The organism is Lacrimispora brassicae, from assembly GCF_054772055.1.
Genome location: NZ_BRYH01000030.1, coordinates 35311 through 61376 on the forward strand (window position 1 = coordinate 35311; position 26066 = coordinate 61376).

Below are 26066 nucleotides of genomic sequence, written 5' to 3' on the forward strand. Positions count from 1 at the left end.
CTCCTCTTAAAATAATATTTATTTTGCTTTTATACCCTGCCCTACTATCCTTTTACCGCACCAATGGTAACACCCTTTGCAAAGTACTTCTGCAGGAATGGGTACACGGCCAGTAAGGGAAATGCCGAAACAACAACGATACAATACTTTAACTGCTCTGCAAGCTTTTGCTTTGCCACCAGTTCTGCCGCAGAAGCCCCTACATTTCCAGCCTGATTCATCAACACCAGATTCCTTAACACGACCTGCAAAGGCATCTTATTTTCATCTCCCAGGAACATCAGCGCATTGAAGAACTGATTCCACATGGCCGTTGCATAGAACAGTGTGATAACTGCGATGATGGTCTTGGAAAGAGGAAGGGCGATCTTGAAAAAGAATCCGAAATCGCTGCATCCATCCAGCTTCGCCGCCTCCAAAAGCTCCATTGGGATTCCGCTTTCAAAGAAAGAACGGCATACGATCAGGTTGTAAGCTGATACAGCCACCGGAAGTACCATTGCCCAAATGGTATTGTAGATCTTCAACTGAGAAATGGTCAGATATAAAGGAATAATCCCTCCGCTGAAAAACATGGTAAATGTAAACAGGAACATCAACACCCGGTTTCCTACCAGGTCCTTTCTGGAAAGGGCGTATCCGGCTGGAATGGTAGCAACGAGAGATACTGCGGTACCTGCCACCGTGTATTTAATGGTGTTCCAATATCCACTCCAGATGGGTGCGTAGCTCAATGTTTTCCTGTAGCCATCCAAATACAGGGATTCAGGAAATAAGAGCAATTTTCCGGAATTTACTATTACCGGATCAGTAAAGGAAGCCAGGACCACGTAATACAGGGGATAGACAATCGCAATACATACTACCAGCATCACTGCCACATTTACTGCTACAAATATTCTGTCACCCGCTGATAACTTCATCTTATTCTTTTTTGTATTCATCCTTTTTCCCCCTTCCCCTTAGAAGATGCTGATATCACTGGTTTTCTTGGAAACAAAGTTGGCAATCAACAGGATAACGAAATTCACCAGGGCATTAAACAATCCGACCGCAGTGGCGAAACTGTACTGTGCACTTTTCAAACCCACCTTGTACACGTAAGTAGAAATCAATTCGCTCACCACCGTATTGGTGCCATTCTGCATCAGGAACGCCTTCTCATAACCTACGTTCATAATATTTCCTACCGTCAGGATCAGCATCAAAATGATCGTCGGCAGAATCAGGGGAATATCTATATACAATATCCTCTGAAATTTAGAAGCCCCATCAATAATTGCCGCCTCATAGTAGTCAGGACTGATCCCTATCAATGCTGCAATGAATATGATGGCATTAAATCCCATGGTCTGCCAGATGTTTGATCCGATGAACAATGTCCGGAACCATTCGGCGGAGCTGGTAAACAGGATCTCCTGCCCCCCAGCACCTCTGATCAGGTTATTAACCAGACCATTTGCTGAGAACAGAACGGTAATGATGCTTACTACAACTACGTTAGACATAAAGTAAGGTGCATAAGAGATTGTCTGAATTGCCTTTCTTGCTCCACTTTGAGTGATCTGATTCAGCAAAAGTGCAAAGACGATGGGTATTGGAAATGCAATCACCAGGCTTAACAAACTGATGATAACTGTATTCTTGATTGCGGTCATGGCAATGCTGGTGCTGAAAAACGTCTGGAAGTGTTTTAGCAGCGGCATCGCCCAGGGACTGTTGAGAATTCCCACTCTTGGCTTGAAGTCCTTAAAGGCGATGATCAGACCATACATGGGATAGTAAGCAAACACAGCCAGCCAGATCAACGCAGGGATCAAAAGTACATATAGCTGCCAACAAGCCAACGCTCTCCGCAGGTTCCCTTTTAAATCCCTCTTGCTCTTCAGCATGACATTTGTTTCTTTACGGCTTTTACTCATAATTAATTTCTCCTCCTTTCCTTTTACGGAACTATCAATGGATAGCGGTTTCTTTTTCCCTAAGCAGTCTGTACATATCCCTTATACCGGATAGTTTTTTGTAATATTTTTTATGTGAAACCCGTTCCACATTTTGTATTATAGTTCAATATGTACATAATATCAATATGTCTATAAAATAAAAAATAATTTTATGTATTAATTACAATGTTCATTTGGGCTTTTTGTGCATTTTTACATGGTGAGGCGATGTATTTGGGCTTTTCAACTCTTTTTTTAATTCTTTTTGCTCTACCTCCATGCTGTACAGTCTTGTCCCATATTCGTGCTTCATGTTTATGTTCCATATATTTGTTCCATGTTCTAGACTTGCAGTCCCGTTCAAATGCATTCATATCCACTTATACTTGTTCATATCCATTCATACTCGTTTATATCCATTCATACTCATTCATATCTATTTATACCTGTTCATATCCGTTTCACATCTAATACTCATTTTGAGTCCAATATTATAATTCTCAATCCTAAGAATAAACTTATCTTTAATGGGTTGTGAAAGCTTTATTTTCACAGCCAAATACATGAACCCAAAGCTTTTTACCACTATTTTGTCCGTTGTTATTAAAACAGATCTGACAAAGCTTCATTTATCTGATAACGCATAATTAAGGACCTGTTGAAAAACAGGATTTTCTACAGGTCCAATATTTGATACTATCAATTATCGTAAACGCCAAGTAACGGTTACCATTCATCTGTAGATTTTATCATTTCCAGGCAATCAGTTTTGGAGTAGATAGAAAAATAACAAGGCAAAAGCCGCCCCATGAAGAAGTAACCTGACTTCTTCATGGGGCGGCCTCATTATATAAAATTATATTAAACCGGTATACTGTATTCTGTAGAGCATGCCGCCATACTTTCTATTTTATTTTCCCAATCTGCTTAAACAGTTCCGCCTTCCTGAAAGCTCACATTCACAATCTGATCCAGTTCTATGTGCTTAGCACCCTCAATCTCCTGCATAATGGTATTTACACACCGCTTCGCTATTTCAGGAAGATTCTGACATATGGTTGTAATGGTAGGATGTATCATTCTGGTAAGAGGTATTCCATCATACCCTATGATTTTAAGTCTGCCAGGCACATCTATCTGATATTCATCGGCTACCTTCAGACAAGTAATGGCCGCAATGTCATCTGCAAAAATTCCATCTGCATATTCAATAAATCTGACACACTCCCGTCTCACCCATTCGCTGTATTCAAAAATCATACGGTCTCTGGGAGTATATACCTCCAGAACATTCAGTCCCTCCTCTTCGATTCTTTCCCGAAACATTTTGTGCCTTTCTAAAAAGCACCAATTGTCATATGGCATGGGCATGAACTGCACCATCTTCTGGCAGCCTCCTTTTAATAAGGCTTCTGCTGCCATCTGGCCTCCCTGGCGATGGTCCGAATGAATATTGGCCACATCTGGTCCCCAGCTTCTATCCATGCATACAATAGGGCGCCGTATATTGCTTATATCCGTATCAATAGCCATATCTACACAACTGATCAGCCCATCCATAACGTTTCTTTGCAGCATCTCCAGATACTCTTCCTGCTTCAGGAACTTCTTATCAACGCCGCAGATCATACACTTATAGCCATGTTTATACAATTCGATCTCTATGTATTTCGTCAAACCTGCAAAAAAAGGATGCTCCAAGTCCGGTACCATGACCCCTACAAAACCGGAGCGCTTACGATACAGATTCTGAGCCAATTCATTGGGCACATACTCCAGTTCCTTTACTGCATCAAGGATCTTTTTCTTAGTCTCTTCTGCTATATAACCAGTTCCATTTAAAGCCCTGGAAACCGTTCCTATCCCAACTCCAGCCTTCAACGCAACATCTCGTATACTGGCCATATTTTATTTGCTCCTTTCATTTTGCATCTTAGGTTTTAACAAATTATTTTTATCTTATCTTATCCTGGAGCAAAATGCAAGATGACAATTAAAATGTAGTTGTGAAAGTTCATCGGTACTGTACACTAGATTACACTACCATCTTTTTAGTTAATTCAAAGCCAGCACCGGCAAAGTAGAGCCTCCGTAAGGCATTACAATTACTCTGGCCTCTTCCCCCAACTCTTCTGCTGCCGCCTCATAAGCCTCCTGAATATGATCAAATGGCTCCATAAAAATATTCTTAACTAATTCTTTTTCAATTCCTGACACCAGAAAAATTTTAGCACGTTTCAAAGTTCTGGCAAAAGATGCGGCTTTATGGCCTCCTATCTGGAAATCTTTTTGTATCCGTTCCAGAATTTCGTCCACACTTTTTGCCTCCAGCATCCATTGTTCAAACACAGCACCTCCAAGTCCTTCCGGACATGCCCCGGCTAAAATGATGATTCCGCCGGGCCGTACTGCCTGTTCCGCATTGGCCAGGGCCTTCTGAGTCTGATAAAGGTTTAAGTCCTTAGGCGCTCCTCCCTGGGAAACAATGACAATATCTGCCAGTTCAGTGATTTCCTTACGGAAAAAACCGTCCAGAAATTGACAGCCCTTTCTGTGAGCCTGCTTTAAATTGCCGGCCACTGCATAAACGATGTTTTTATGCTCATCCAGAACTACATTGAAGAGAAAATCCACGCCGCAGATGCCGGCAGCTTCTTCTAAATCCTTCCGCACCGGATTTTCTTCCAGGGATCCCGCCCTTGACATCGGGTCTGTCATTTTGCTGTGGTTCATTCGGATCGCATCCATCGTGGACACTCCCGGCATGATTGCCTTTGCTCCGCCTGAATAACCTGCAAAAAAATGGTACTCGATATTTCCCAGACATATTCTTAAATCAGCGAAAGCCACCTTATCTGCAATATCAACCGGTGTCCCCTCCCTGGTATAACCCATATGGACAAATTCACACTCTGATGAATCCATACATCTGCAAGTCTCATATATTTCATCTCCCGCCAGATGCCGCATCTCCTCCCCGGTCTGCCTCCTGTGGGTTCCAACTGCAAATACAATTGTGATACAGGAACGGCTGATTCCTGCCTTTTCCAGTCTTTTTACCACATGGGGAAGAACCCGCCAGGAGGGCATGGGCCTGGTGACATCGCTGGTAACAATGACAACGTCTTTCTTTCCTGCTGCAAGCTCCTCCAGAAGCGGAGTTTCTACCGGATTGTCCAGGGCCTGCTCTATGATCTCCCCCTCTGATAACACACATTCTTTTTTTTCGGGAACAAGAATATCAGCTATCACCTCCTTAGGGAGCTTTACACGCTCCATTCCTGAACCATAGCCCAGTTCAATCTCTTCCATCGGCCGATGCCGCAATTGATACACATCATTCACCTTAACCACCGGCCTGTATTGGGACATACGTTTTATTCCTCCGGTTTTTAACCATTGGCTGTATGCCATTATAAAAGCCGCGGCTCCTTTCTGTTCGTCCTGTACAATTGGTTCTCTTAAATAATATTCTGCACTTCCGTCTCTTTCCATCCGGTTTTCGGGGCCAAGCCCTGCACCGGCACAGATGCCATCCAAATGCAGTCTGCCATTTTTGAAGGTTATTTTATTTGCTTCCAAAGACATCATGATCCCGGCGGCCTTCATAAAATATGCTTCACCGAATATTCCCATCTCATATCCTTTAAAAAGAGAGTAGGCAACCATAGCAGATGCTGAAGTCTCCAGATAATTTCCGTATTTATTTCCAAGGGCTGTCAGTTGAAAGAACAGGCTGCTTTCCTGATCCTGATATGCAAGCATCCCATCCACAGCTTCCTTCCACAGCCCTGCCAGATACTGCCATTCCTCCTCTTCCCTGGGTAAAATTTCACAGCAGTCTGCCAGTGCCATCAGATACCATCCCTCTGCGCGGGACCAGAAATTGGCGGAACGTCCAGTCGCCGGATCTGCCCAAAATTGCTTTTTTTCTTCATCGTAAGCATGAATATAGAGATGGGCCGATTCATCATACAAGAATCTGCGGGCATTCCCAAACTGCTTTATTACATCTTGGCAGCTCTGTCTATTTCCCAGTTCTTTTTCATAAGAAAGATAAAAAGGGGCAGACATATAAAGACCATCCAGCCAGATTTGACCTGGATATATCTTTTTATGCCAAAAGCTGCCGCTTCGGGTTCTCGGCTGATTTTTCAACTGCCCCATCAGATGCTTTGCCGCGATTCGGTAACGTTCCTGACCAGTCTCCCTATAGAGATAAAGCAGAGCCCGCCCTGAAGGCAGCTTATCCAGGCTGTACTCTTCCCTGTCGTACCACAGAATCGTGCCATCTTTGCATACATAGCGGTCTAAAAAGGTTTCCATCGTTTCCCGGTAACAAGGATCGCCTGTGGCCTCATGCATATCTGCCATAGCCCGGAGGACACAGCCATCCTCATAGTTCCAAAACTTCCGGTCCAGCTTTTCAAATGATTTTCTATACTGCTCTATATAAATCTCAGCATTCATTGCTTTCCTCTTTCATTCTCTTAAGAAACAAAGGCTTAATTCCCCCTGCTTCCAGAATGGACATGGCATAATCTCCTATTTTTTCGCACTGATATACTTCATCTGCTGTCAGGTTTTTTATTTCTCCAGTTCTCATATTCACCTGCAGTTTCTCTCCAGCCTTTACCTTCCCGGAAATACCTTTGCATACAAGAAGGGGAAGCCCCAGATTAATGGCGTTACGGTAAAATATCCGTGCAAATGATTCGGCTACAACAGCGCCTGCTCCCATATGAATCAATGCAATCGCGGCATGCTCCCGGCTGGAACCGCAGCCAAAATTTGTTCCTGCAACTATGATTCCTTCTTTTGGAAAATCTCTGGCAATATTTTCATCCACACCTTCCAGACAATGGCTGCCGATCTCATCAGGATCAGTCAGGGCTAAATACCGGCCGGGATAGATCTGATCCGTATCAATATTTTTTCCCAATATCATTGCCGGACCACTAAAATTTTCTTTCATATTTTCATTCCCCCCTCCCGGAACTAATCTCCGGTTTCTCCTTCTCTTCTTTTAAGCTTCTGATGGCTGGAACCGTCAGATAACCTGTCATCGCAGATATTGCCACTGTTGCCGGTGAAGCAAGATATATTCCTGAATCCCTGCTGCCCATCCTGCCCGGGAAATTACGGTTAGATGTAGTGACACACACTTCACCTGCTGCCAGCACCCCCTGATGAGCACTGAGACACGGACCGCAGCCAGGCGCCGATATTGTTGCACCTGCCTCCAGAAGAATTTCCAAATATCCTTTGGCAATGCTCTCCTGAAGTACTTCTCTTGAAGCCGGAATTACGATCATACGCACGTGGGATGCTATCTTTTTTCCTTTCAGAATCTGCGCTGCCGTTTCTATATCTGTCAGTCTTCCGCCTGTACATGTCCCGACAAATGCCTGGTCAATCCGTACCTGTCCCGCCTGCCTTACAGGCCCCACATGATCAACGCTGGACGGCATGGACACCTGTGGCTCCAGATCGCTGATATCGAAGATATGAATTTCCTCATATTCAAAATTTTCATCTGTGTACTCGATCTCAAATGAATGGTCTGTCCTGCTTCTTACATACTCAAGAACTGCCTGGTTGGGCTGTATGTATGCTGTTTTTGCTCCCATTTCCACCGTCATGTTGCAAAGTACCATCCGCCCGGCCACATCCAGTTGCTCCACATAATCTCCGGTGAATTCTATTGCCTTATATACGGCTCCGTCTGCTTTCATTTTTCCAATTATATGAAGGATCACATCCTTGGGAAGCACGTGATCAGCAGGGATCCCTTCCAGATGAATCTTAATGATCTCAGGCACCCTAAACCATAGCTTTCCTGTGATCAGAACCGTGGCCATATCCGTTGCTCCAATTCCCGTTCCAAGGCAGCCAAAGGCCCCATGGGTGGTAGTGTGAGAATCGGTTGCAACCAGAATCATTCCCGGGTATACAAGACCTGCCTCCGGCATCACCTGATGGCAAACCCCGGCATTAACATCAAAATGATGGGTTAGCTCCTGTTCCTCCTTAAACTGACGCATTTCCTTATGATTCTGGGCTGCCATAATCGTAGGCGACGGCGCATAGTGGTCAAAAACAAACGCTGCCTTCTCTTTATCCCAGACCTTTTTCCCACCCATTTCCTTAAAAGAATAGACCGTCTGAAGATACAGGTCATTAATCTCTGCAAAATCAATATCAGCCGTTATGATTTCCCCGCACTCAACGGACTCCCGGCCGCTGTGCTTTGCTAAAATCTTTTCAATCGCATGCATATATTTTTCTCCTGTTTTATATAATCCTAAATTTTCCCCAAATATGGTAATTAGGTTCAAAGCCGATTCCAGGCCTGTCCGGAACCTGGAGCCTTCCTTCATGATTTACTTTCAGCGGATCGCAAAAAGCTTCCTGCCACACACTGTCATATTCAGGGGGTAATACTTGATGTAAGACACATTACTTACCGCCGAACCCAAAGATACGTTAATCGTCTGGTCCCCATGGGGTGCGATCTCAAGGCAGTGAGCCTGCGCCATAGCCACTATTTTCAGAAATTCGGTGATGCCTCCCAATAAAAACAGGGCAGGGGAATACTTGTTTTTTCCGCCAGTCTTCTCATTCCATCATAAACGGATTCATTCCCAGCACCGGCCCGGAAAATCCAAAGCCTGTGATCCCCTGGTCTGTCTCTATCTTTATAACTGCCAGGCCGCAATGAGTATGGATATGCTTTCCGTTAGCTATGGGCCGGCTTTTCTCCCATCGGAAGTACTCCTGTTTTAAACCCGTTATCTTCATCTCAAACTTCCCTTTGCTATAAAAAGGAGTGCTGCAAAATGCATATCCCCCATTCTGCAGCGCTCCCTTGACGCTTCCTTAGCCTCACTACTCAGCAGTTGCTGCCTCTATTTCCCTGTTGATTCCATCGATCAGCATATCCGCACAGGCGGCCGCATCTTCTTCCCCGTAGCTTAATGACTGAATTGCCAGGGTATAAACACCATCAGGAGTCTTCAGTGAAGCACGTTCTGTAAAAATGTCCAGCATAAACGTTGACCATTCCATCAACTTCTTATTCATGTCAGCAACCAGGCTTCCCTCTGTGCTCACATATTTGACCGCATTTTTATTACAGGGAATACCACGGCTGTCACCCAGAATCGCTGCCCCCTCTTCATCTCCAAAAAGGAACTGAATCAGAGCAGCAGCCTCTGCCGGATGCTGTGAGGAGGAAGTAATGGCGATTACCTGGGAAGCCTTTAAGGGGCCGCCATGAAACTCTCCCATATTAATCATATCGCCTACTACAATTTCTCCATCCGTTACTGCTTCCACATACTTGTCAATGTTGGTGTCCCAGCACATTGCTCCGCCGTAGTGACCGTTAATCCAGCTCTCACCTGTTTCCAGAAGTTCAGAAGTTCCCTCTCCTGCCAGTCTCTCTGAATCAGGAATTACATGCTTGTCTTCCAGACTCTTAATAAACTCCAGACCCTCCTGAATCTCTTCCTTCGAATATTGAAGCTCATTGTCCTTAATCCAGTCTTTTCCATATTTACACTGGAGATAATAAATCATTAAATGCACTTTTACATAGTCCGCACAGGCAAAAGGATAATAGGATCCGTCCTCATATGCCTCAAATTTTTCTCCAGCTTCATAAAGCTCATCCAATGTTGTCGGAATTTTGGCTCCCACCTTATCATAAGTAGTCTTATTCCAGATAAATCCACGTCCGGTATTGGCTATGGGAAGAGCCTGGAGCGATCCGTTTACTGTATAGAATTCCTTATCGTAATCTTCGTAGCTAGACAGGTCTATAATATTGGAAACCTTGTTTAAATCAAAAAATGTGTCTCCCTTGGGAGAATAGGCAAAAACCCAGTCCATATTCAACTGTATTACATCTGCCGCCGCACCGGCATTAAGAGCCAGAGATATCTTCTCTTCATGGCCGCTGAAAGCCTCATACTCCGCTTCTACCTTAATATTTGGATATTTGGCTTTAAAGGCCTCAATCGCTTTAAGAGTTTTCTCATGGCGTGAGTCACCGCCCCACCAGTTAAAGCGCAGGGTAATGGGATCCTTAGTGTTGATCTCCGTTGCCCCTTCAGTCTCTGCCGGAGATTCAGCGCCATTCCCTTCCTTAGCCGCCTCAGTCTTAACCTCAGGAGCCGCCGTTTCCTTTGGCTTTGCAGGCATACAGCCTGCCAATGACCCTACCATAGCACCAGCCAGAATCAGACTAACCAGTTTTTTTCCTCGTTTCTTCATGTGTAACCTCCCTATTTTTAATTTTATTGTTACCCCTTAACTCCTCCTGCCGCAATACCCTCCACAAAAGAATCCTGTGCTATAAAAAAGACCATAAGAGATGGAATGATTGCTAACAGCGACATCGCCAGGATCCGGTTCCAGTCGAATCCTGACTCGGTATCCATAGACATTCTCAAAAATATGGATACCGGATATTTACGGACGGAATTGATATAGATCAATGGTCCCATAAAGTCGTTGGATGCCCACATAAATTGAAACAAGGCGCAGGAAACGACGGATGGCTTTATCATGGGAACTATAACATACCAAAGCCTTTCTACTACATTACAGCCATCAATCTCAGCCGCCTCCTCCAGCTCCCTTGGAATCCCCCTGAGGAACTGAATCAGCATATATACGAAGAAAGTATCCCCTGCCAGCATGGATGGAATCACAATAGGCAGGTATGAGTTCAGCCAGCCCACCTCGTTAAACAGTATGTACTGCGGTACATTTAAAACCACCTGCGGCAGAAACAGGGTTGAAAGCAGCAGTGCAAAGAGCAGCTTTTTTCCTACAAACTGAAATCTTGCAAACCCATAGGATGTAATGACCGCTGATACCACTGTAATTACAACCTTGGGGATTACAAACTTATAGGTATTCCCCATAAAATGAAGCAGATTCATACCTTCGTAGCCCTTAAATCCATTCCTGTATCCATCAAGAGTCGGCGCCAAAGCTAAAATTCCTGCACTGGAAAACAGTTCTGAGTTCGTCTTGAATGAAGCTCCTATCATCCAGCACAGCGGGTATATCATCACAATCCCTAAGCTGATCAGAAGGAGATACCGTAAAAACAGGTTAAAACTTGCTTTTTCTTTTCTGTTCATATGTTACCTCCCATCTTCATCTGCATAGTAAACCCAATACTTCTGGCTTATAAATGCCACCGCGGTAAATGCCATAATAACCAGGAACAAAAGCCAGGCAATCGAACTGGCAAGCCCCATTTCATTTCTCTTAAAGGCTTCATTATAAACAAGCAGTGACACCAGAGATGTTGAACGCAGCGGCCCGCCCTGAGTTACAATGAAAGGACCGTTAAACTCCTGGAATTTATGGCATAGCTGTGTCACAAAATTATAAAAAATAACCGGCGTAATGAGCGGCACCGTAATTCTGAAAAATTGTTTCAATTTACCTGCACCATCAATGGCAGCCGCCTCATACAAATCTACCTGCACCCCTTTTAATGCTGCCAGGAATATGATCATAGGAGAACCAAACTGCCATACTCTAAGCAGCACAATGACAAAAAATGCGCCATCCGGATTTCCCAGCCAGTTAAAGGCCGGTATTCCAATTTTTCCCAGAATGATATTCACCAGTCCCTCTGTCTTGAAAAGGAATTTCCACAAAACAGCAATTGATACAGATCCGCCTAAGATAGAAGGAATATAATAAATTGTCCTGAAAAAGTTTAACCCACATATCTTATTATTCAGGATATACGCAATAAACAGCGCAAATATTAACTCCAGCGGTACGGTCAGGAACGCATACTTAAAGGTCTGCACAAATGCCTTAATTATCAGCTTGTCACTCAATATGTAACGGTAATTATCAAGTCCCACAAAGGAGGCTGTCTTAAAGAGATTATATGAGTGGAAGCTGTATATAAAGGATGCCATAAATGGATACAGTTTAAAAATAACCAAACCCACCAGCCAGGGCATTACAAAGATAAGGCCTACATTGCGTTTCCAAAACCCTTTCTTCTTTTTCTTCATTCTTTTCTCCCACACATTTATTTCCATCCATTCGGAAGGTAATTTTCTGTATTTTTAATCATTTCATCAACAAGTTTTTCTATCTCTTTTTGATCCTGACATTTATATTTTACTAAAGGATCGTTCATAAATGCCTTTACCACCAATTCCCGATCGTAAGTTCCTGCAGCCTCCAATATAGACCTGTGATTCTGTACATGCGGCAATACCAGTTCACGCAGCTTTTCAGGAATAGGTCCTGCAGATACCGCCCGGATGCTGTCTCTGGAAAATACGGCATTGGTCTCCACCACCGATTCCCGGGGCAGATTAGGAATCTGTAAGCTGCTGTTAGGAATATTTACATTGCTTACCATACGCCCCAGACCAACCAGCGCTTTAATCTGCTGCACGCCTTCTTCTCCGGAAGGAACGATCTCCATCTGTTCTTCTCCCGCTATAATCCGCTTTCTCCTGGCCAGGCGTTCCTCCATCTGCTGAATCCTGAAGTCCACTGTAGTAAGACCGAACTTCCATTCCTTTACGGTATCCGGATTATTCAAATAGGTATTTCCCGGCATAAATTCTGATAAGTGCCTGTCCCCTGCTGCTGCAATTAATCCATAACGGTTAAATAAATCAAATTTTACCCTATGTCTGCAATTGAAGGTCGATTTCTCCCATGGTCGGTCCGGATCATCGAAACCTTCTTCAAAATTATTGTCAATGTACTCCTTATATATAGGAAAAAGATCCACTCCTTCATATGATGCCGTATCAAACCAGGTAAAATGGTTGATTCCTAAAACATTGACATGGATATCTTCCCGGTTGATTTTTTCAATCCCCAATGCCTTCCCCGCAATTTGCGCCAGTATCTTCTGTGTTCCAAATACTTCATGACAGCAGCCAAAGGCTTTTATCTCCGGAAATGTCCGGTACAGGCTTGCCACACAGAGACTCATAGGATTGGTATAGCTAATCACCCAGGCTTTCGGGCAGAAGTTCTTTATTGCTTCTGCTATTCCCTCGTACATTGGCAGAGTTCGCAGTGCACGGATCATCCCCCCCGGACCTGCCGTATCTCCTACAGACTGATAAATCCCCAGCCGTTCCGGCAGATGCACATCGGAACGCATCTCTTCAAATGTACCTGGCAAAATTGAAATCACGACAAAATCTACACCCTCCAGGGCTTCCTTCAAGCTGCCGGCAACCTGATAGTCCCACTGTCCTTTTGTCTCTTTCCTTTCCTTCAGTTGATTACCAATAATCTGATTCTCCTTGGCAGCCTTTTCATCAATATCATAAAGCCGGACCGTACCGCCAAGCGCCGGCTCCAGAACCAGATCTGCCATCAGCTTCCATGCCCACGCCTTGGATCCCCCGCCAATATAAGCCATCTTAATGTCTGAAACATGATGATGATTCCACTTCATCCCTATACCCTCCTCATGTATGAAAGGAAATTATTGCATTCCCTATTCCAGTAAAATCGTTTTCCGTATATCGTATATCGTATATCGTATACGATTTAATATAGTTCTACCACACTCAGGATTGTTTTTCAATAGTTTTTGTGTATTTATTTTATTTTTTTTGTTTTTTATCTATTTTATATGTGCACTTTTTCATGGTCTCTTCAACTATATTTTGACTCTTTTCACTTTGTATGATAAAATAATTTCATTCTAAGTAAAGCAGGTGAAACAAATGAAAAAGTTAGATTCGTTGGAAATAATGCCCACGCGCATCCGAATCGCTTCCATTCTCCGCAAGGCGATTCTGTCAGGCGATTTTAAAGAGGGGGAAGAACTGTCACTGACTGACACAGCCAGCCATCTTGGTGTCAGCAGAACGCCTGTCCGTGAAGCTTTTCAAATTTTAGCTTCAGAAAATTTAATAACTCTCCGAATGAACAAAGGTGCAATTGTAAATGGAATAACTACTAAGACAATACGTGAACACTTTGAAATGAGAATGCTTTTGGAGGGAGAAGCAGCCGTAAGAGCCACTTTGAGACATTTTGACGTATCAGACTTAATCAGCTCCCAAGCTCATATAGAAAGCCTGGGGGAAGATTTTTCTGATGAAGAATACCAGTCCTATAATCAGAATCTCCATACCTCTATCTGGAAGGCGGCAGACAACATTAAGATGTATTCCATCCTTTCCTCTCTTTGGAATGGAAGCTCCTTCGGCAAAACAGTCTCTGCCAAAGAACATCAGCTCATCTCTATAGATGAACATGGAAAGATTCTGGGATATATGCGCGATTGCAATCCCTACCTGGTTCGCAAGGAAATGGAGCATCATATTGAACGAAGTATGGAAAATATTATTGATAGTTTTTCATCTAGGGAGTAAAAATGAATAAGAGCTGAGGTAATCTGACTTTCAAGACTGCCTCAGCTCTTATTTGTGTTATTTTACCTCTATGACGGATATGACGGAAATCGGACAGATTTACTCTGCAGCCTTTGAAAGACTTTCTTTATCAGGTGTTACCTCACAATAAGCCTCTGCCATATGGTGGACCTTAGGGCATGTTTCGGCGCAAAGTGGTGTGTGCTCCGTCAAGTAGACATAGACATACCGAACATAATAATACCTTTATTCTCTGTTTGCTTACTCGGTCTCCACTTCGGCATTTCTACCAGTCCTCACTAATATATTATTTTCAGTTTCTGCTAATCTAGCATACCTTGTTACTTTAATTCTGATGACCATAGTGCCTAAATTCCTTTGGAAATATAATACACATATTCTCCTTCTTATTTATCTTCATTTAGCAAAAATTTTTTAGTGCCCCTCTTTACTATAATGACCTGTAAACATTATAACATAAACCCGCTTTTATCCTATAAGACTAATACTGCACTCATGCCGAGAATATCTATAAATACTATCCGATAACACATCCTCTTTCGGTACTACACTTTGATTTATCTGGCTAACCATTTTCTGTAGCTTTCCATAACCCAAATTCCCATTATCAGGAACCAATATGGCCTCATTCTGGATAGCAATATAATAATATCTGGATTTTGAGAATCGGCAATTATATGCAGATATGATTTCTACCAGAATCTCCTGCAGCGGCATAACATGGGTAAAATGCATATAGTATAAGTTTAAATAATCTCTCAGCATTCTATTTCTATAATATTGAGCGGAGAGCACACATAACATGTAATCATCTATCGTCTATCCTTTTATTCTTTTTGTTTTCATTCAATAATCACCATCTTTAACTACCCGCATATCCGAAACGTGATCATTTCATCCAGCCCGATTTCACTGATGCTGCATTCTACTCCGCCACGCACATAGGTTTCAATATGATAAAACAGCAGGCTGTCCTTCAGATATTGAAGCAGCTTTTCTGACCTTCTCTTGTACCCGTAAGCCCGCAGCATGGTTCTCAGTTTCATACGGATAAAATCCTGATTGCCCAAGAACAGCAACTGCAGGCGCATCTTCTTAAAGAACAGATCCAGATCAAAGTATTCTGTGATAAAAGCATCTTCGGCAATCTTTTTTCCGAATGCATCAAAATCTTTCTGAATGGATGGAAACTCCGAATCAATCGTCGGCTTATCTGATAAATAATCAAGCCAATAGTGCACATCCAGATACAGCCTTCTCTTGTCATTTCGATAATCACACTCAAGAAAAAACCGGTCTTTCTGAAACAACTCTTCCAGAAGTCTTCCTATTCCCTGTGCACCAAGATCCATGCTGTTAATGATGCAGGCCAGGTCGAAGCTACTGTACAAAAACTCTCTCATATCTGATCACCCTTGGTTCCATTACAAGTCCTGCAAAGTACCTGGAGGTTATCCGCAGTACTCTTTCCTCCCTGATTCATCGGAATAATATGATCAACCTGGAAATAGATTCTGCTGCAATCCTTTTTACCGCAACACGCACAGGTATAATTTCCAGCTATATCCTTTGCACGTTCAAATGTCTGATCCCTAAGCTCTTTTTCCAGTTCCGGGTCAATCTTTCCAATCTCATAAAGCGGAAGATCTTCCAGCTTTCTTTTTCCAAACTCCACATTATTCTCTTCATCATAAATATGCGGATCAGACAGCTTTGTCAGTTCGATTTCTACCTGACGCAGGAAGTATAGTTTTCTGCCGAAGAAAAGCTTCAGCATGTTATCGTCTTGGTCATTCCAGATACCATCTAAGTATTCCGCCTGTTTTCTGCATCCCATATCCTCATCCCATATATGCTTTGCAATCACACTAGCATCCAGGCGGCTTCTGTCGATATCATCAAAGGTATAGAACTTTGGAGCTGCATCATACTGGGCATAGTACCTTAAAATCCGTCCCAGATCCGTTTTTTCCAGCGGAGGAACCATTTCTCCGAGGAAAACTGTATTCCTGCACTGTTCTACCATTTCATCAATCACATCCACAGCTGGATACTCTTCTGTCACTTCGAAATCAGCAAAAAGCGCCGGCAACGCAGCCATCATCTTTTCATATGATTCCTTCGTACTGTCATAGACCATGACCTGATAAGAAGAATCCACACCGCCCTCTTCTATATAGGAGAACGCATACATACCGACCGGGATTCTTCGTACAAATGGGACTTTCTCCAATGCTGTCGTATCCACTGAATCATCCAACATTGAAGCAAATTCCTCAATCTTGGAAATTGCGATCATCCGCAGTTCCCGTTTCACATGGTCAGATTCATTCTCTGTGAATTCATTGTCTCCAATGAAAATGGATTCTGGATTTACCCATGCAATATGCTCATTCCAGTTATCAATAAAAGATACAATATATGCAGTCGCTGTTCCTCCAGCAGCTTCTCCACGCAGAGCACGTCCGATCATCTGTGTCATCATAATGGTTGAAACGGTTGGCCTTGCAAGGAATACAGTTTTGGTCTGAGGAAGGTCAATTCCCTCGGTCAGAATATTCACATTGATCAGAACCTGAACAGAACCATTCCGATAGGCCTCTATCTTTCTCTCATTATCCTCTCTGCTGATTCTTACACCGGTAATGGAATCTTTAATATCAGAAACAATATACTCTGCCTTAATACCTGCCTTTTTAAAAAGCGCGCAGAGTGTAATCGCATGTGTTACATTGACTGCAAACATAATGGTCTGTCCATACTCGGCAGACTTTTCTTTATATGTATCCACAATCAGCCGGTTTCTGGCCGCACTGTCTGCAATCTGGCCAGCGATATCATCCGGAAGCACATCCAAATGCTGAATGCTTTCCCATTCATTTACGCCAAGCTGATCCCCATACATTTCATCCGTAAAGCGGCTGATGAAAATCGGTTTTGAAAGAATCCTTCTACTGATCAGTTCTTTCAATCCAATCTGATATGTGATTCCGATATCACCATGCACTGCCTGTCCGTTTCGGATGCCGTCCTGATAGATTTTCGCCAGCAGACCCTGTTCTTCTTCTGCGGTACGGAATGGTGTTGCCGTCAGACCAAAGAGTTTTACATGAGTAACCTTTGACCTAACATAGTCTATCACTTTTCTGTAGGTTTTAGCCGTAGAGTGATGTGCTTCATCAATTACAAGAAAGATTTCCTTTTCTCCTTTCAGCCACAAATCCAGAGCTTTCAGGTTCCGACCAATGCTGTCCTTACCGACAATCAATAGCTGATCAGATGGTTCTATATCTATAGTTCTGTCATGGGACGATGCTCCGGAAATAATCCGGTATGTGTACGATGAAATATGCGGAATCGTCTCTGCATAGGCATACTTCTGAAAAGACTCCGCTGCCTGCTCCAGAAGCATCTGTCTGTGTGCTAGCCATAGTATTTTCGTATGCTGATCCAGTGCATTCCTAAGAAGCCATGTGGATACTGTATATGTTTTTCCGCCTCCTGTCGGAAGCACAAGAAGTGTGCTGTAATCCGGATTCTGATTAATCAAATTCAAATTCTCTAATGCCTTTCTCTGATGTTCATAAAGTGTTCTTGTATTATTTCCTGTTTTAGGTAAAACTTTTCCAAATGATTTTACCTCTATCTCATGATTCTGCATTTCATCTTCCCCACCTTCTCAATTTATATCGTTTCTCTATGCCTGCCTCCCTGATATTTCGAGCATTTTCTCTGCCATAAGCTCAATCTATTTGGCATATCCCAACTTTACCATAATGACCTGTAAATATTATAGCATACTTTCCACGCCATAATAATGCTCCTATCTGCTCTTTTATAAAAACGCTTTAAAAAAAACCATCGGCACCCCCAATTTACACATGCACCGGAATTCACTTTTTCAATTCAGCCTTTTTATTAAATAATCTATTATTTTTTTATTATTATTCTAAACTTCACTTGAATCATTATCATTTTAATTCAAGCCAGAAATCAACATATATACTTTAAATAGTAGGGTATTCTTTACTTTATACTAATAAATTATATATATATCATCATTAATCAAAAATATCTTTCCAATATAACCAAAATCAACAATTTTTGTTGATTTTTTCTAACAATTATCGTATAATTTATTTAAAATTCACTCAGGTGATATAACAATATGGAGGTATAATATGTCTAAATTAGATTTATTTTTAATGGCAATCAACAAAAAGCGAATAGTTGAAGTAAGTGTAAATACAAATGAAAAAGGAATCATTTATCGCAAATGTGTGCCATTTGATTATGGACCTAGTAGAAAATATAAAGATGGTCTTGAGAGATATCACTTCTATGATCTAAATAGCCCAGATGGTATACATAATTTATCAATATTACCGAATCAATTACTTGAAATTAAATTAGCAGATGAAATATTCGAACCGGGAAATTACGTAACCTGGAAGCCAAATTGGATAATAAAAAGGGATTGGGGAAGCTATTCATAATTTAAACCAAAAAGTTATTCGTTATTAATTAAATGCAGGCTTATTTACACCACGAATACCTATAGAAGGCTTTAACCGTCAACTCCAGAAGGTTATTAAAAGTAAGGCCGTATTACCCACAGATGACAGCCTGTAAAAAACGCTATGCCTTGCACGATGAATATCACAAAAATGGATAGGTCACCGGCAGGACTGGAGGCAGATTTATTCCAAGCTTGAGATATTCTTTGGAGAACGGTTATCCTAAAAATAAAAAAGCAAAGTATCAAGACTACCAAAAGAGAGTTTTACTTGACAATCCAAAAATAGATTTATAATAAGGGCATGGGCAAGAACCACTGGAAAATGGCCTTGCCCATAAATAACTATTGAAATTTTATATCAGTTTTGGGGAGTATCCCAAAGATTGTGTAACATCCCCATTCTTTATTCTTTTATTTTCTTTTCAATGGTCTGACTTAAACAGATATTTAATTGTTGGTAAGCTTTTCAATTAATTCTCATACAAACTTTCTCTTCTTTTTAAAAAATATGCCCCTCATACCTCTTCCGATAATAATCCATAGTTCGATACTCAATAATATCCTTCATTTGCTCAGAAAATCCCGACTGTTTAACCGCTACGTACAACCGATTATTCAACGCCAGTATCGCGCCTTCTTTCTTTACAAAAAGTCCATTTCCCGATTGCATCAGAAAATGGACAGGATTCTTCAGCGCCTCACTAACACACCGCTTCTTATCCCAGGTCTTAAAATCACTGGTCCCCTTGTCCTTTTCCAGGTCCCTCCAATTATTAGCCGTATTATAAAACATCATATAACTCCGATAAATATCATCCTCATCAATTGCCAGCCTAATATTCCCATCATTATAAAATGCCAAAAGAACCGGCATCTTATACGACTTAGTCATCTGCGTAGTTTCCAGCAACTCCAAAAATTCATTTCCAATCCCCTGATAAATAACCTTTTCCTCTTCACCAAGTTCATTTATCCCATCCAAATATCTCAAATAATGCTTAAACGGACTACTTTTCAATTCATTGCAGATCTGAAAAACCTCATCCTCCATATAAGTAAATAACTCCATCCTACTGGGAACCTTACCGTCCAGAAATTCTTTAACACGGAAATATTCGTCACGTACCCGATCTTCTTTTTTCGCCCTCTTTTTCGTCATTTCATGAAACAAATCAATCAGGCGCATATCAAAATCCACGAGACAATCATCAGGAAACTCAAAATCCGCCTGCTGCATTCTCCCTGCCTCTGTGCTAGAATATGGTCTTCCACTAAGTAAAAACGGAGCTGAACCTGCGCTCTCATAATTACCTATAAAATCAAGGACATTTAAAAATTCTTTTCCCCTGCTTTTCCGAAGCCCCCTGCCCAACTGCTGTAAAAATATGACTGGAGATTCCGTAGGGCGCAAAAACATCACCATATCAATATCACAGATATCCAGCCCCTCATTAAACATATCAACAGAAAAAATCACTTTTATTTCACTGCGTTCCAATTTTTGGAGCGCCTCACTTCTGTCTTCAGCATATTCTCCATCTGAGTTGCTATAAACTGCTGCAGCGGGTATATTTCGCAGACAAAATGCTCTTGCCATCTCCTCTGCATGTTTTCTGGAACAGCAGAATCCCAGTGCCTTATCCGACTTGTATTTTATATAATGCTTATATATCAAGTCATATCTCTTTGTTACCAATAATTCCTTCGTCAATTCTTCCTCATCATATTTCCCCTTCACTTTTCGGATACCGGAATAATCCACCGTCTCATCATAAACGCCGTAATAGTGAAACGGCACAAGCATCCCCTTATTAATGGCATCCTGCAGGCTTATCTGATATGGCACATTATAATCGCACAGTTCATAAATACTTCTTCCGTCCATTCTCTCCGGCGTAGCAGTCAGCCCAAGCATAAATTTCGGTTTGAAATATGCCATAATCCTCCTGTACTGCTCCGTAACTGCATGATGAAACTCATCAATTACAATATAATCAAAATAATCCTTAGAAAAATACTTTTCATTCAAATATGTCTGCCTTCCCAAAGTAGCCACTGACGCAAAAATAACAGTTTTCCCCACTGTCTTCTCTTTTCCTGTAAAAAATCCGTAATCCTCAGAATGTCTTACATTCTGGAAGATTTTGGCTGCTTGCTGCAGAATTTCTTCCCTGTGGGCAACAAACAATACTTTTTCATATTCAACGGAATCAAATGCAGCAAGGTAAGTTTTTCCAACTCCCGTTGCAGCATAGACCAGCCCTTTGTCCGCCCCTTCTCTCCGGCTGTTCTTCAGGGCATACAGCGCTTCTATCTGTACTCCCCTCGGCTGAAACAGCATCTGAACCTCCGTATCGTGGCTGTCCTTATCATATTTATCCAAATCCTTCTGTAAGGCCGGCTTCTTCCATTCTCTCGAATACTGTTTTAACACCTCGTCATTAATAATAATGGAATGGTTATAAAATAAATCCTCAAAGTTCTGATAAAAACTATTGAAATTATCCTTATCGCGGCAAATATCAAAATGATAATTCCATTCAATTCCGGACGTAAGTGCACTCCGTGATATATTTGAGGACCCTATATATATTTCCCCAAACTCCTTTTTATGGAATATGTAAGCCTTCGGATGGAATGAACGCTCTTTCTCACTATAAAACCGGATATCCACCTGTTCACCCAAAGAATCCTTTATCAGATACAACGCCCCCGGCTGTGTAATACCGAGATAATTCCCTGTCAATATACGTACCTTAGCTCCCCGTTCCAGTGCTCTCTGCAAATCCTTTAATAGCATTCTTACCCCGGATTCCATGAGAAAAGATACAATGAAATCAATCCGATCCGCATTCATCATGCTATATTTAAGCTGATACAGCAAAAACTTGTTTTTCTCCCTGCCTCCTGTAATTGCTTCACAACGTTCAACCTCTATCTTTAATCCTTCAGGAGTTTTTATATATTCTTCCGCAAAATTAAATTCAGCCATTTTTCATCTTCTCTTCCCGAACGTACATCCGAAGTCTTCCACATGTCCTCTATCACGAACATATCCACTTTATCCAACAGACTTTTTATTTTATCCTCTGTCATATCTGTGAAATATCGGCCATTCCGTTCCGTTTCCTCTGTTCCATACTTAAAAGACGTATAGAGAATGCCTTTTGAGACAAGCGCCTTTGCCATTTTTGCAAACACAAACACAAGTTCTTCTCTTGTCAAATGTAAAATCGAAGAGCAAGCCCAGATTGCATCATATACCTCTGCTGCCTCCAGCTCCTGAAATAACATCTGTTTTACTTCAATCTGTGCATATTCCGAGGCCATCTTAACAAATTCTGCAGAACCATCAATTGCATCCACCTGAAATCCCTTATCCAAAAAATATTTTGTATCACGACCAGAGCCACATCCAAAATCCAATACTCTTGCGCCTGGTTCTATATGATCCAGAAACTTATCCTGTAGTTCCGTAAATTCCAGATTCCTAGTACTATCTATAAACTCTTTTGCATTTCTATTATAATATTTTAAAGTATCAATCATACAAAGGTATAACCCCTTTTTAGTTAGTATATTATTTATCTACCGTTTGATGTTTAATCCCAAATGTCATCCAATGTTTTAGCATTTAAAATAGTTTTATATGCAGAATATCTTGGTGCCTGTGGAGCCAAAGCTCTTTTTTGGCCCAATCCAACTGCACTGATTTTTTTCAGAGTCCCTTCTTTAAAATATATAATATACTTATTACTATCTTCATATTTTTCTATTCTGGCAACTTCAGCCATATAAGTAATGGCTGATACCGGAGCCACCTGATAAGAAGCAACGTATTTTATTTTATCAATCATAGCACTGGATATTCGAATAGCATACCAACGATTATTTTTTATAAATTCATCATTGAATCCTTCTTCTCTGGCAGGTACAACCACTGTATCTAACTGGTCTGCATCCTCAACTGTCGGTAAATCGTCAAGTAAATCGTCTTTAAATGGAGTAAAACGATGTAATTTCTTTTCTCCACATATATATGTCTGCGCCTCAATTACTTCTGTTGCCATCGTAAGCTGAGCCATTACCCGGCTTAACTCCTCTGTTGCCTCATCAATAATAACTATGGTAGAAGGACGGTTATCAAAAATCACTTGATCTAGCAATTCATTCACATTACTATATCTAGACCTTTTTAAAAAGGTATATAATTTTTCCTTTTTTTCATCATCTGAACCAATACTATCCAATAAAATACTTTTCATTTTATACTTATCCATCTCACTGGAAATACCAAAACGTAAGATCTGATCTCCGATATGTCCATAAACATCATGACTCTTTAATTCAATTTCTACCAAATATAATTTAGGATCATTATGAAAGGTAAGATCCAGGTAATAGCCATCTGGTATAGAAGCACCTTTTTTGGACTTTCCGATCAACTTCTTAATGTCAAAATAAATTCCTTCAGTGCCTAAAATAGTATTGGCGTTTTGGACAATCATTCTTTCAAAATCCACTTCCCGCTCATAATGGAGTAACGAATAGAGCTGTCCTGACTCATCTATTATCTTATACATACTAGTCCCCTCAAATTTATTAATCTTCGATATTTATTCCTTTTTCTCGAATCACTTCTGCTCAATATTATACTCTAGTATATCAACGAAGCATCATAATTTGTATATTTTTATTTCGTTCAAAATATATTATATCTATATCACTTCGTATTACCATAAAACCAATCCCTAAATCCGGCATTTTTAGCCACATTATATACAGACAGCAAGATATTTTGAAATTTTCCCAAAATTCTATCTATGGTGTATTCTTTCTATTTTAAATACTCTCAAGAACCATTAATGTTACTGATTCATTTTTCGTCATCTACGCTTTGTGCTAAAACTTAGTGTTGTTAATTTGTAAAAACTTTCATTTTTATTCTCGTAATATAATTATAATATACATTTTTCTCTCTGTTTTACAACTATTCATAAATAATATTATATCACTTAATCTTTAATTCTTCAATTTGCAAACACAAATATAATCTTTTTACCGAGTTAAAAAATTAGACTTCATTCCGGCTTAAGTAAGTAGAATTTATTTATATCCAAGAGGAATTAATGCTTTTATACAAAAGAAAAATAATCTTAACAAACTATGATAATACTCTCATTCTAATGGCTTGTCGTTCGGTGTTTTGCGCTCTTAACTCCAACACGTTGATTAGTCCACCAATCGACCTCTTATTCTCATTTTTTCGATAAAAACACGTTATTGCAACAGCAAATCTAATGCGATTGATAGAGCGACACAAAAAATCAATTAACTATTTCAGGGGTTTTACTATAATTTTTTAGTATATAATACTCACCAAAACAATTTGCCTCCTACATTTTAAAAAAATCAACTTCTATGCAAAATTACCATTGTCAGGAACCAATATGGTCTCATCCACACTGGATGGCTGTATAACAATATCTGAATTTTGTGAATCAGCAAAATTCTTCAAATACCCATCATATAAAATGCACCCAGCATCGTTAATCTGTCTTATATTCGAAAGAACATACAAGGACGGCTTCTACGAATCAAAATCCAGCAAATCATCTACCATCTCATCCAATTCCTCAAAATGTCCTCTCCAAATATCATGAATAATCTCTTTCATCGTTTTAATTTCCGGCGGCAGTAACATGGGAGTGTTCCTCTTTGCCAGACGATACAATTCCTCTTTCTCCATGCCCCACGGCTCCATGTGAGAATTGTGAATTAAAGCCGTCATTTGTCCTCCTCTATGTTCATCCAGAATCAGATAGAATACCACTGCCAGGTCCAGAAATTCAAAATATGGCACATCCTCTAAAAGCTCCTAATTTTTTTCCTCTGAATCAGCTTAAAAGCCACCTTATCCCTCAGATTATCAAATTCCAAAAACTCCCTCATATCATCGAAAACCACGTCATTGTTCTCCTTATATGCAGATATAATATCTTCCAGAATCTCCTGCAGTGGCACACCATGGGTAAAATGCATATAGTATGAGTTCAAGTAAATTGTGGGAGCGATGTTTTTACTTGCTTTCCCAATAATTAGCCCATCCAGCACGATTCCGTTATTTTTTGTAATCTTCTGAATGCGAATCTCATAATCGCTTCCTAATCTTTCCTGTACTGCTGCTCTGACATCCTCTAAAAACTGATTATAATTCATTCATTTTTCCTCCATTATCTCTTTCATTTTCAAATAAAAAGAAGCACTCCTTAGAAATGCCTCTTACATAATAATCACTTATTCACACGTATCCCCTGAAATTATTTTAAAAATTCTGACACCGTCTTTAACGCCAGCAAGGTATAGATAACGATTATCCTGCGCCGACTGTGTAATCCATTCATCCCAAAAACGCTCTACATCAGCTTACCATTCCTTATCCATCTGTCCGATAAACTCCTCCATTCTGTCTTTAAATTCCTTTTCTTCCTGTATTGCTTCATCAGAACGCCCATTTAGCAGCATTTCAATTCGTTCACAAATCATCTGCTCCAGTAAATCTACCACTTTCATATCGTCACTTTTCCCTTCTTTTTTGCAACAAAAAAGCCCCTGCAGTCCCACACCGCAAGGGCAAATCCTATTGTATTTGTTGAAACCAATCTGGCACACTATGAGAAATCCGAACCGGAATCCCATCTTTATAGATGGCGATTCTTTTGAATTCCTTAGTATTATCATACAAAGAAGCCAGATTGCACATAGGAAGAACAATCTTTAGGTTCTTGAACGTTTCCAGATACCGTTTTTCCACATCCTCGTCCGATATTCTATGCCACCTTTTGATACCCGATAGGTAATCCTCTGTTTTTCCAGTTCTACAGAGTCGACCCACACATAATAAAGTTCAATGTAATATCCTTGATTCTTGGCTTTTTCTATTATTTTAAAAATGGTCTTTCTGCAGCGCGTTGTTTCCTGATTAAAGGAAATTTCGGTTGAAAAGCATCGGTTCAATTCCTGAACAGCTAGTTTTCCGGCTTTCATAACATCACCGGCAATTTTCCAGTCACCAAATGTCTTAAGGATTTCATCTGTATTAATTCTGGGCATCTGATGATACTTGGGAAAAATCTAGTACAGTGTGGACTTCCCTGCCCCATTTACACCCGCAAAAATAAC

Annotated in this window: 22 protein-coding genes and 1 pseudogene; 2 read left to right on the forward strand and 21 right to left on the reverse strand. The window is 40.9% G+C overall.

The features are described from left to right. Positions 1 to 44: 44 nt before the first annotated feature. The 12 genes from ACYVD3_RS15250 to ACYVD3_RS15305 all read right to left on the reverse strand — a co-directional run bounded on the left by ACYVD3_RS15250 (position 45) and on the right by ACYVD3_RS15305 (position 13416). Positions 45 to 944 (reverse strand): carbohydrate ABC transporter permease, encoded by a 900-nt coding sequence (locus ACYVD3_RS15250; RefSeq protein ID WP_460643343.1) that lies wholly within the window; start codon positions 942 to 944, stop codon positions 45 to 47. An 18-nt stretch (positions 945 to 962) separates the two neighbouring features. Next, a complete protein-coding gene (locus ACYVD3_RS15255) occupies positions 963 to 1922 on the reverse strand; it encodes an ABC transporter permease (RefSeq protein WP_460643344.1) in 960 nt (319 codons plus the stop codon). A gap of 948 nt (positions 1923 to 2870) precedes the next feature. Beyond that, positions 2871 to 3848, reverse strand: a complete 978-nt coding sequence (locus tag ACYVD3_RS15260) for a LacI family DNA-binding transcriptional regulator (protein WP_460643345.1) — start codon at positions 3846 to 3848, stop codon at positions 2871 to 2873. A 150-nt stretch (positions 3849 to 3998) separates the two neighbouring features. Further along, positions 3999 to 6413 carry a nickel-dependent malate racemase, LarAH6 family gene (gene larAH6 / locus ACYVD3_RS15265; protein ID WP_460643346.1) on the reverse strand — a complete coding sequence of 805 codons (2415 nt, stop codon included), beginning with the start codon at positions 6411 to 6413 and terminating at the stop codon, positions 3999 to 4001. Further along, positions 6403 to 6918 carry a LeuD/DmdB family oxidoreductase small subunit gene (locus ACYVD3_RS15270; RefSeq protein WP_460643347.1) on the reverse strand — a complete coding sequence of 172 codons (516 nt, stop codon included), beginning with the start codon at positions 6916 to 6918 and terminating at the stop codon, positions 6403 to 6405. The genes larAH6 and ACYVD3_RS15270 overlap by 11 nt, the downstream gene beginning before the upstream one ends. A 4-nt stretch (positions 6919 to 6922) precedes the next feature. Further along, the gene (locus ACYVD3_RS15275; protein WP_460643348.1) at positions 6923 to 8221 is read right to left on the reverse strand and encodes a 3-isopropylmalate dehydratase large subunit; all 1299 of its coding nucleotides are present in this window, start codon (positions 8219 to 8221) and stop codon (positions 6923 to 6925) included. Positions 8222 to 8332: 111 nt separating this feature from the next. Further along, positions 8333 to 8482, reverse strand: a complete 150-nt coding sequence (locus ACYVD3_RS15280) for a hypothetical protein (protein ID WP_460643349.1) — start codon at positions 8480 to 8482, stop codon at positions 8333 to 8335. A 79-nt stretch (positions 8483 to 8561) separates the two neighbouring features. Beyond that, entirely contained in the window at positions 8562 to 8744 is a 183-nt protein-coding gene (locus ACYVD3_RS15285; protein ID WP_460643350.1) for a hypothetical protein, read from the reverse strand. Positions 8745 to 8831: 87 nt separating this feature from the next. Continuing rightward, complete coding sequence (locus tag ACYVD3_RS15290; RefSeq protein ID WP_460643351.1) at positions 8832 to 10220, reverse strand: ABC transporter substrate-binding protein; 1389 nt, start codon at positions 10218 to 10220, stop codon at positions 8832 to 8834. A 29-nt stretch (positions 10221 to 10249) separates the two neighbouring features. Then, on the reverse strand, positions 10250 to 11098 hold the full coding sequence (locus ACYVD3_RS15295; protein WP_460643352.1) for a carbohydrate ABC transporter permease: 849 nt from the start codon (positions 11096 to 11098) through the stop codon (positions 10250 to 10252). 3 nt (positions 11099 to 11101) lie between these two features. Beyond that, the gene (locus ACYVD3_RS15300; RefSeq protein WP_460643353.1) at positions 11102 to 11998 is read right to left on the reverse strand and encodes a carbohydrate ABC transporter permease; all 897 of its coding nucleotides are present in this window, start codon (positions 11996 to 11998) and stop codon (positions 11102 to 11104) included. Positions 11999 to 12015: 17 nt separating this feature from the next. Beyond that, a complete protein-coding gene (locus tag ACYVD3_RS15305; protein ID WP_460643354.1) occupies positions 12016 to 13416 on the reverse strand; it encodes an alpha-glucosidase/alpha-galactosidase in 1401 nt (466 codons plus the stop codon). 274 nt (positions 13417 to 13690) lie between these two features. Here ACYVD3_RS15305 and ACYVD3_RS15310 point away from each other — a divergent pair, with 274 nt between their 5' ends. Next, positions 13691 to 14344, forward strand: coding sequence for a GntR family transcriptional regulator (locus ACYVD3_RS15310; protein WP_460643355.1), 654 nt, complete (start codon positions 13691 to 13693; stop codon positions 14342 to 14344). A 489-nt stretch (positions 14345 to 14833) separates the two neighbouring features. On the opposite strand, the gene ACYVD3_RS15315 is transcribed toward ACYVD3_RS15310, so the two are convergent. From ACYVD3_RS15315 to ACYVD3_RS15325, 3 genes are all read right to left on the reverse strand, one after another. Next, a complete protein-coding gene (locus tag ACYVD3_RS15315; RefSeq protein ID WP_460643356.1) occupies positions 14834 to 15169 on the reverse strand; it encodes a DUF5688 family protein in 336 nt (111 codons plus the stop codon). Positions 15170 to 15231: 62 nt separating this feature from the next. Beyond that, positions 15232 to 15768 (reverse strand): hypothetical protein, encoded by a 537-nt coding sequence (locus ACYVD3_RS15320; RefSeq protein ID WP_460643357.1) that lies wholly within the window; start codon positions 15766 to 15768, stop codon positions 15232 to 15234. After that, positions 15765 to 18026, reverse strand: coding sequence for a DEAD/DEAH box helicase family protein (locus ACYVD3_RS15325; RefSeq protein WP_460643358.1), 2262 nt, complete (start codon positions 18024 to 18026; stop codon positions 15765 to 15767). Before ACYVD3_RS15325 ends, ACYVD3_RS15320 begins: the two co-directional genes overlap by 4 nt. Before the next feature lie 520 nt (positions 18027 to 18546). Between ACYVD3_RS15325 and ACYVD3_RS15330 the strand changes: the two genes are divergently transcribed. Beyond that, positions 18547 to 18861 carry a hypothetical protein gene (locus ACYVD3_RS15330; protein ID WP_460643359.1) on the forward strand — a complete coding sequence of 105 codons (315 nt, stop codon included), beginning with the start codon at positions 18547 to 18549 and terminating at the stop codon, positions 18859 to 18861. Positions 18862 to 19383: 522 nt separating this feature from the next. On the opposite strand, the gene ACYVD3_RS15335 is transcribed toward ACYVD3_RS15330, so the two are convergent. From ACYVD3_RS15335 to ACYVD3_RS15360, 6 genes and pseudogenes are all read right to left on the reverse strand, one after another. Continuing rightward, positions 19384 to 21876 carry a DEAD/DEAH box helicase family protein gene (locus ACYVD3_RS15335; protein ID WP_460643360.1) on the reverse strand — a complete coding sequence of 831 codons (2493 nt, stop codon included), beginning with the start codon at positions 21874 to 21876 and terminating at the stop codon, positions 19384 to 19386. Further along, positions 21843 to 22433 carry a class I SAM-dependent methyltransferase gene (locus ACYVD3_RS15340; protein ID WP_460643361.1) on the reverse strand — a complete coding sequence of 197 codons (591 nt, stop codon included), beginning with the start codon at positions 22431 to 22433 and terminating at the stop codon, positions 21843 to 21845. The genes ACYVD3_RS15335 and ACYVD3_RS15340 overlap by 34 nt, the downstream gene beginning before the upstream one ends. Before the next feature lie 53 nt (positions 22434 to 22486). Continuing rightward, the gene (locus ACYVD3_RS15345) at positions 22487 to 23467 is read right to left on the reverse strand and encodes a hypothetical protein (protein WP_460643362.1); all 981 of its coding nucleotides are present in this window, start codon (positions 23465 to 23467) and stop codon (positions 22487 to 22489) included. Positions 23468 to 24303: 836 nt separating this feature from the next. Next, positions 24304 to 24747, reverse strand: a pseudogene (locus tag ACYVD3_RS15350) (DUF5688 family protein). 5 nt (positions 24748 to 24752) lie between these two features. Then, positions 24753 to 25103: a DUF5688 family protein gene (locus tag ACYVD3_RS15355; RefSeq protein ID WP_460643363.1), complete on the reverse strand. Its 351-nt coding sequence runs from the start codon at positions 25101 to 25103 to the stop codon at positions 24753 to 24755. Between the two features lie 207 nt (positions 25104 to 25310). Continuing rightward, the gene (locus ACYVD3_RS15360; protein ID WP_460643364.1) at positions 25311 to 25457 is read right to left on the reverse strand and encodes a hypothetical protein; all 147 of its coding nucleotides are present in this window, start codon (positions 25455 to 25457) and stop codon (positions 25311 to 25313) included. Positions 25458 to 26066 lie beyond the last annotated feature (609 nt).

Excerpts from the sequence above, each read along its gene's own strand:
- ACYVD3_RS15250 (WP_460643343.1), bottom strand. The coding sequence starts at position 944 with ATGAATACAAAAAAGAATAAGATGAAGTTATCAGCGGGTGACAGAATA.
- ACYVD3_RS15255 (WP_460643344.1), bottom strand. The coding sequence starts at position 1,922 with ATGAGTAAAAGCCGTAAAGAAACAAATGTCATGCTGAAGAGCAAGAGG.
- ACYVD3_RS15260 (WP_460643345.1), bottom strand. The coding sequence starts at position 3,848 with ATGGCCAGTATACGAGATGTTGCGTTGAAGGCTGGAGTTGGGATAGGA.
- larAH6 (WP_460643346.1), bottom strand. The coding sequence starts at position 6,413 with ATGAATGCTGAGATTTATATAGAGCAGTATAGAAAATCATTTGAAAAG.
- ACYVD3_RS15270 (WP_460643347.1), bottom strand. The coding sequence starts at position 6,918 with ATGAAAGAAAATTTTAGTGGTCCGGCAATGATATTGGGAAAAAATATT.
- ACYVD3_RS15275 (WP_460643348.1), bottom strand. The coding sequence starts at position 8,221 with ATGCATGCGATTGAAAAGATTTTAGCAAAGCACAGCGGCCGGGAGTCC.
- ACYVD3_RS15280 (WP_460643349.1), bottom strand. The coding sequence starts at position 8,482 with ATGGCGCAGGCTCACTGCCTTGAGATCGCACCCCATGGGGACCAGACG.
- ACYVD3_RS15285 (WP_460643350.1), bottom strand. The coding sequence starts at position 8,744 with ATGAAGATAACGGGTTTAAAACAGGAGTACTTCCGATGGGAGAAAAGC.
- ACYVD3_RS15290 (WP_460643351.1), bottom strand. The coding sequence starts at position 10,220 with ATGAAGAAACGAGGAAAAAAACTGGTTAGTCTGATTCTGGCTGGTGCT.
- ACYVD3_RS15295 (WP_460643352.1), bottom strand. The coding sequence starts at position 11,098 with ATGAACAGAAAAGAAAAAGCAAGTTTTAACCTGTTTTTACGGTATCTC.
- ACYVD3_RS15300 (WP_460643353.1), bottom strand. The coding sequence starts at position 11,998 with ATGAAGAAAAAGAAGAAAGGGTTTTGGAAACGCAATGTAGGCCTTATC.
- ACYVD3_RS15305 (WP_460643354.1), bottom strand. The coding sequence starts at position 13,416 with ATGAAGTGGAATCATCATCATGTTTCAGACATTAAGATGGCTTATATT.
- ACYVD3_RS15310 (WP_460643355.1), top strand. The coding sequence starts at position 13,691 with ATGAAAAAGTTAGATTCGTTGGAAATAATGCCCACGCGCATCCGAATC.
- ACYVD3_RS15315 (WP_460643356.1), bottom strand. The coding sequence starts at position 15,169 with ATGTTATGTGTGCTCTCCGCTCAATATTATAGAAATAGAATGCTGAGA.
- ACYVD3_RS15320 (WP_460643357.1), bottom strand. The coding sequence starts at position 15,768 with ATGAGAGAGTTTTTGTACAGTAGCTTCGACCTGGCCTGCATCATTAAC.
- ACYVD3_RS15325 (WP_460643358.1), bottom strand. The coding sequence starts at position 18,026 with ATGCAGAATCATGAGATAGAGGTAAAATCATTTGGAAAAGTTTTACCT.
- ACYVD3_RS15330 (WP_460643359.1), top strand. The coding sequence starts at position 18,547 with ATGTCTAAATTAGATTTATTTTTAATGGCAATCAACAAAAAGCGAATA.
- ACYVD3_RS15335 (WP_460643360.1), bottom strand. The coding sequence starts at position 21,876 with ATGGCTGAATTTAATTTTGCGGAAGAATATATAAAAACTCCTGAAGGA.
- ACYVD3_RS15340 (WP_460643361.1), bottom strand. The coding sequence starts at position 22,433 with ATGATTGATACTTTAAAATATTATAATAGAAATGCAAAAGAGTTTATA.
- ACYVD3_RS15345 (WP_460643362.1), bottom strand. The coding sequence starts at position 23,467 with ATGTATAAGATAATAGATGAGTCAGGACAGCTCTATTCGTTACTCCAT.
- ACYVD3_RS15355 (WP_460643363.1), bottom strand. The coding sequence starts at position 25,103 with ATGAATTATAATCAGTTTTTAGAGGATGTCAGAGCAGCAGTACAGGAA.
- ACYVD3_RS15360 (WP_460643364.1), bottom strand. The coding sequence starts at position 25,457 with ATGAAAGTGGTAGATTTACTGGAGCAGATGATTTGTGAACGAATTGAA.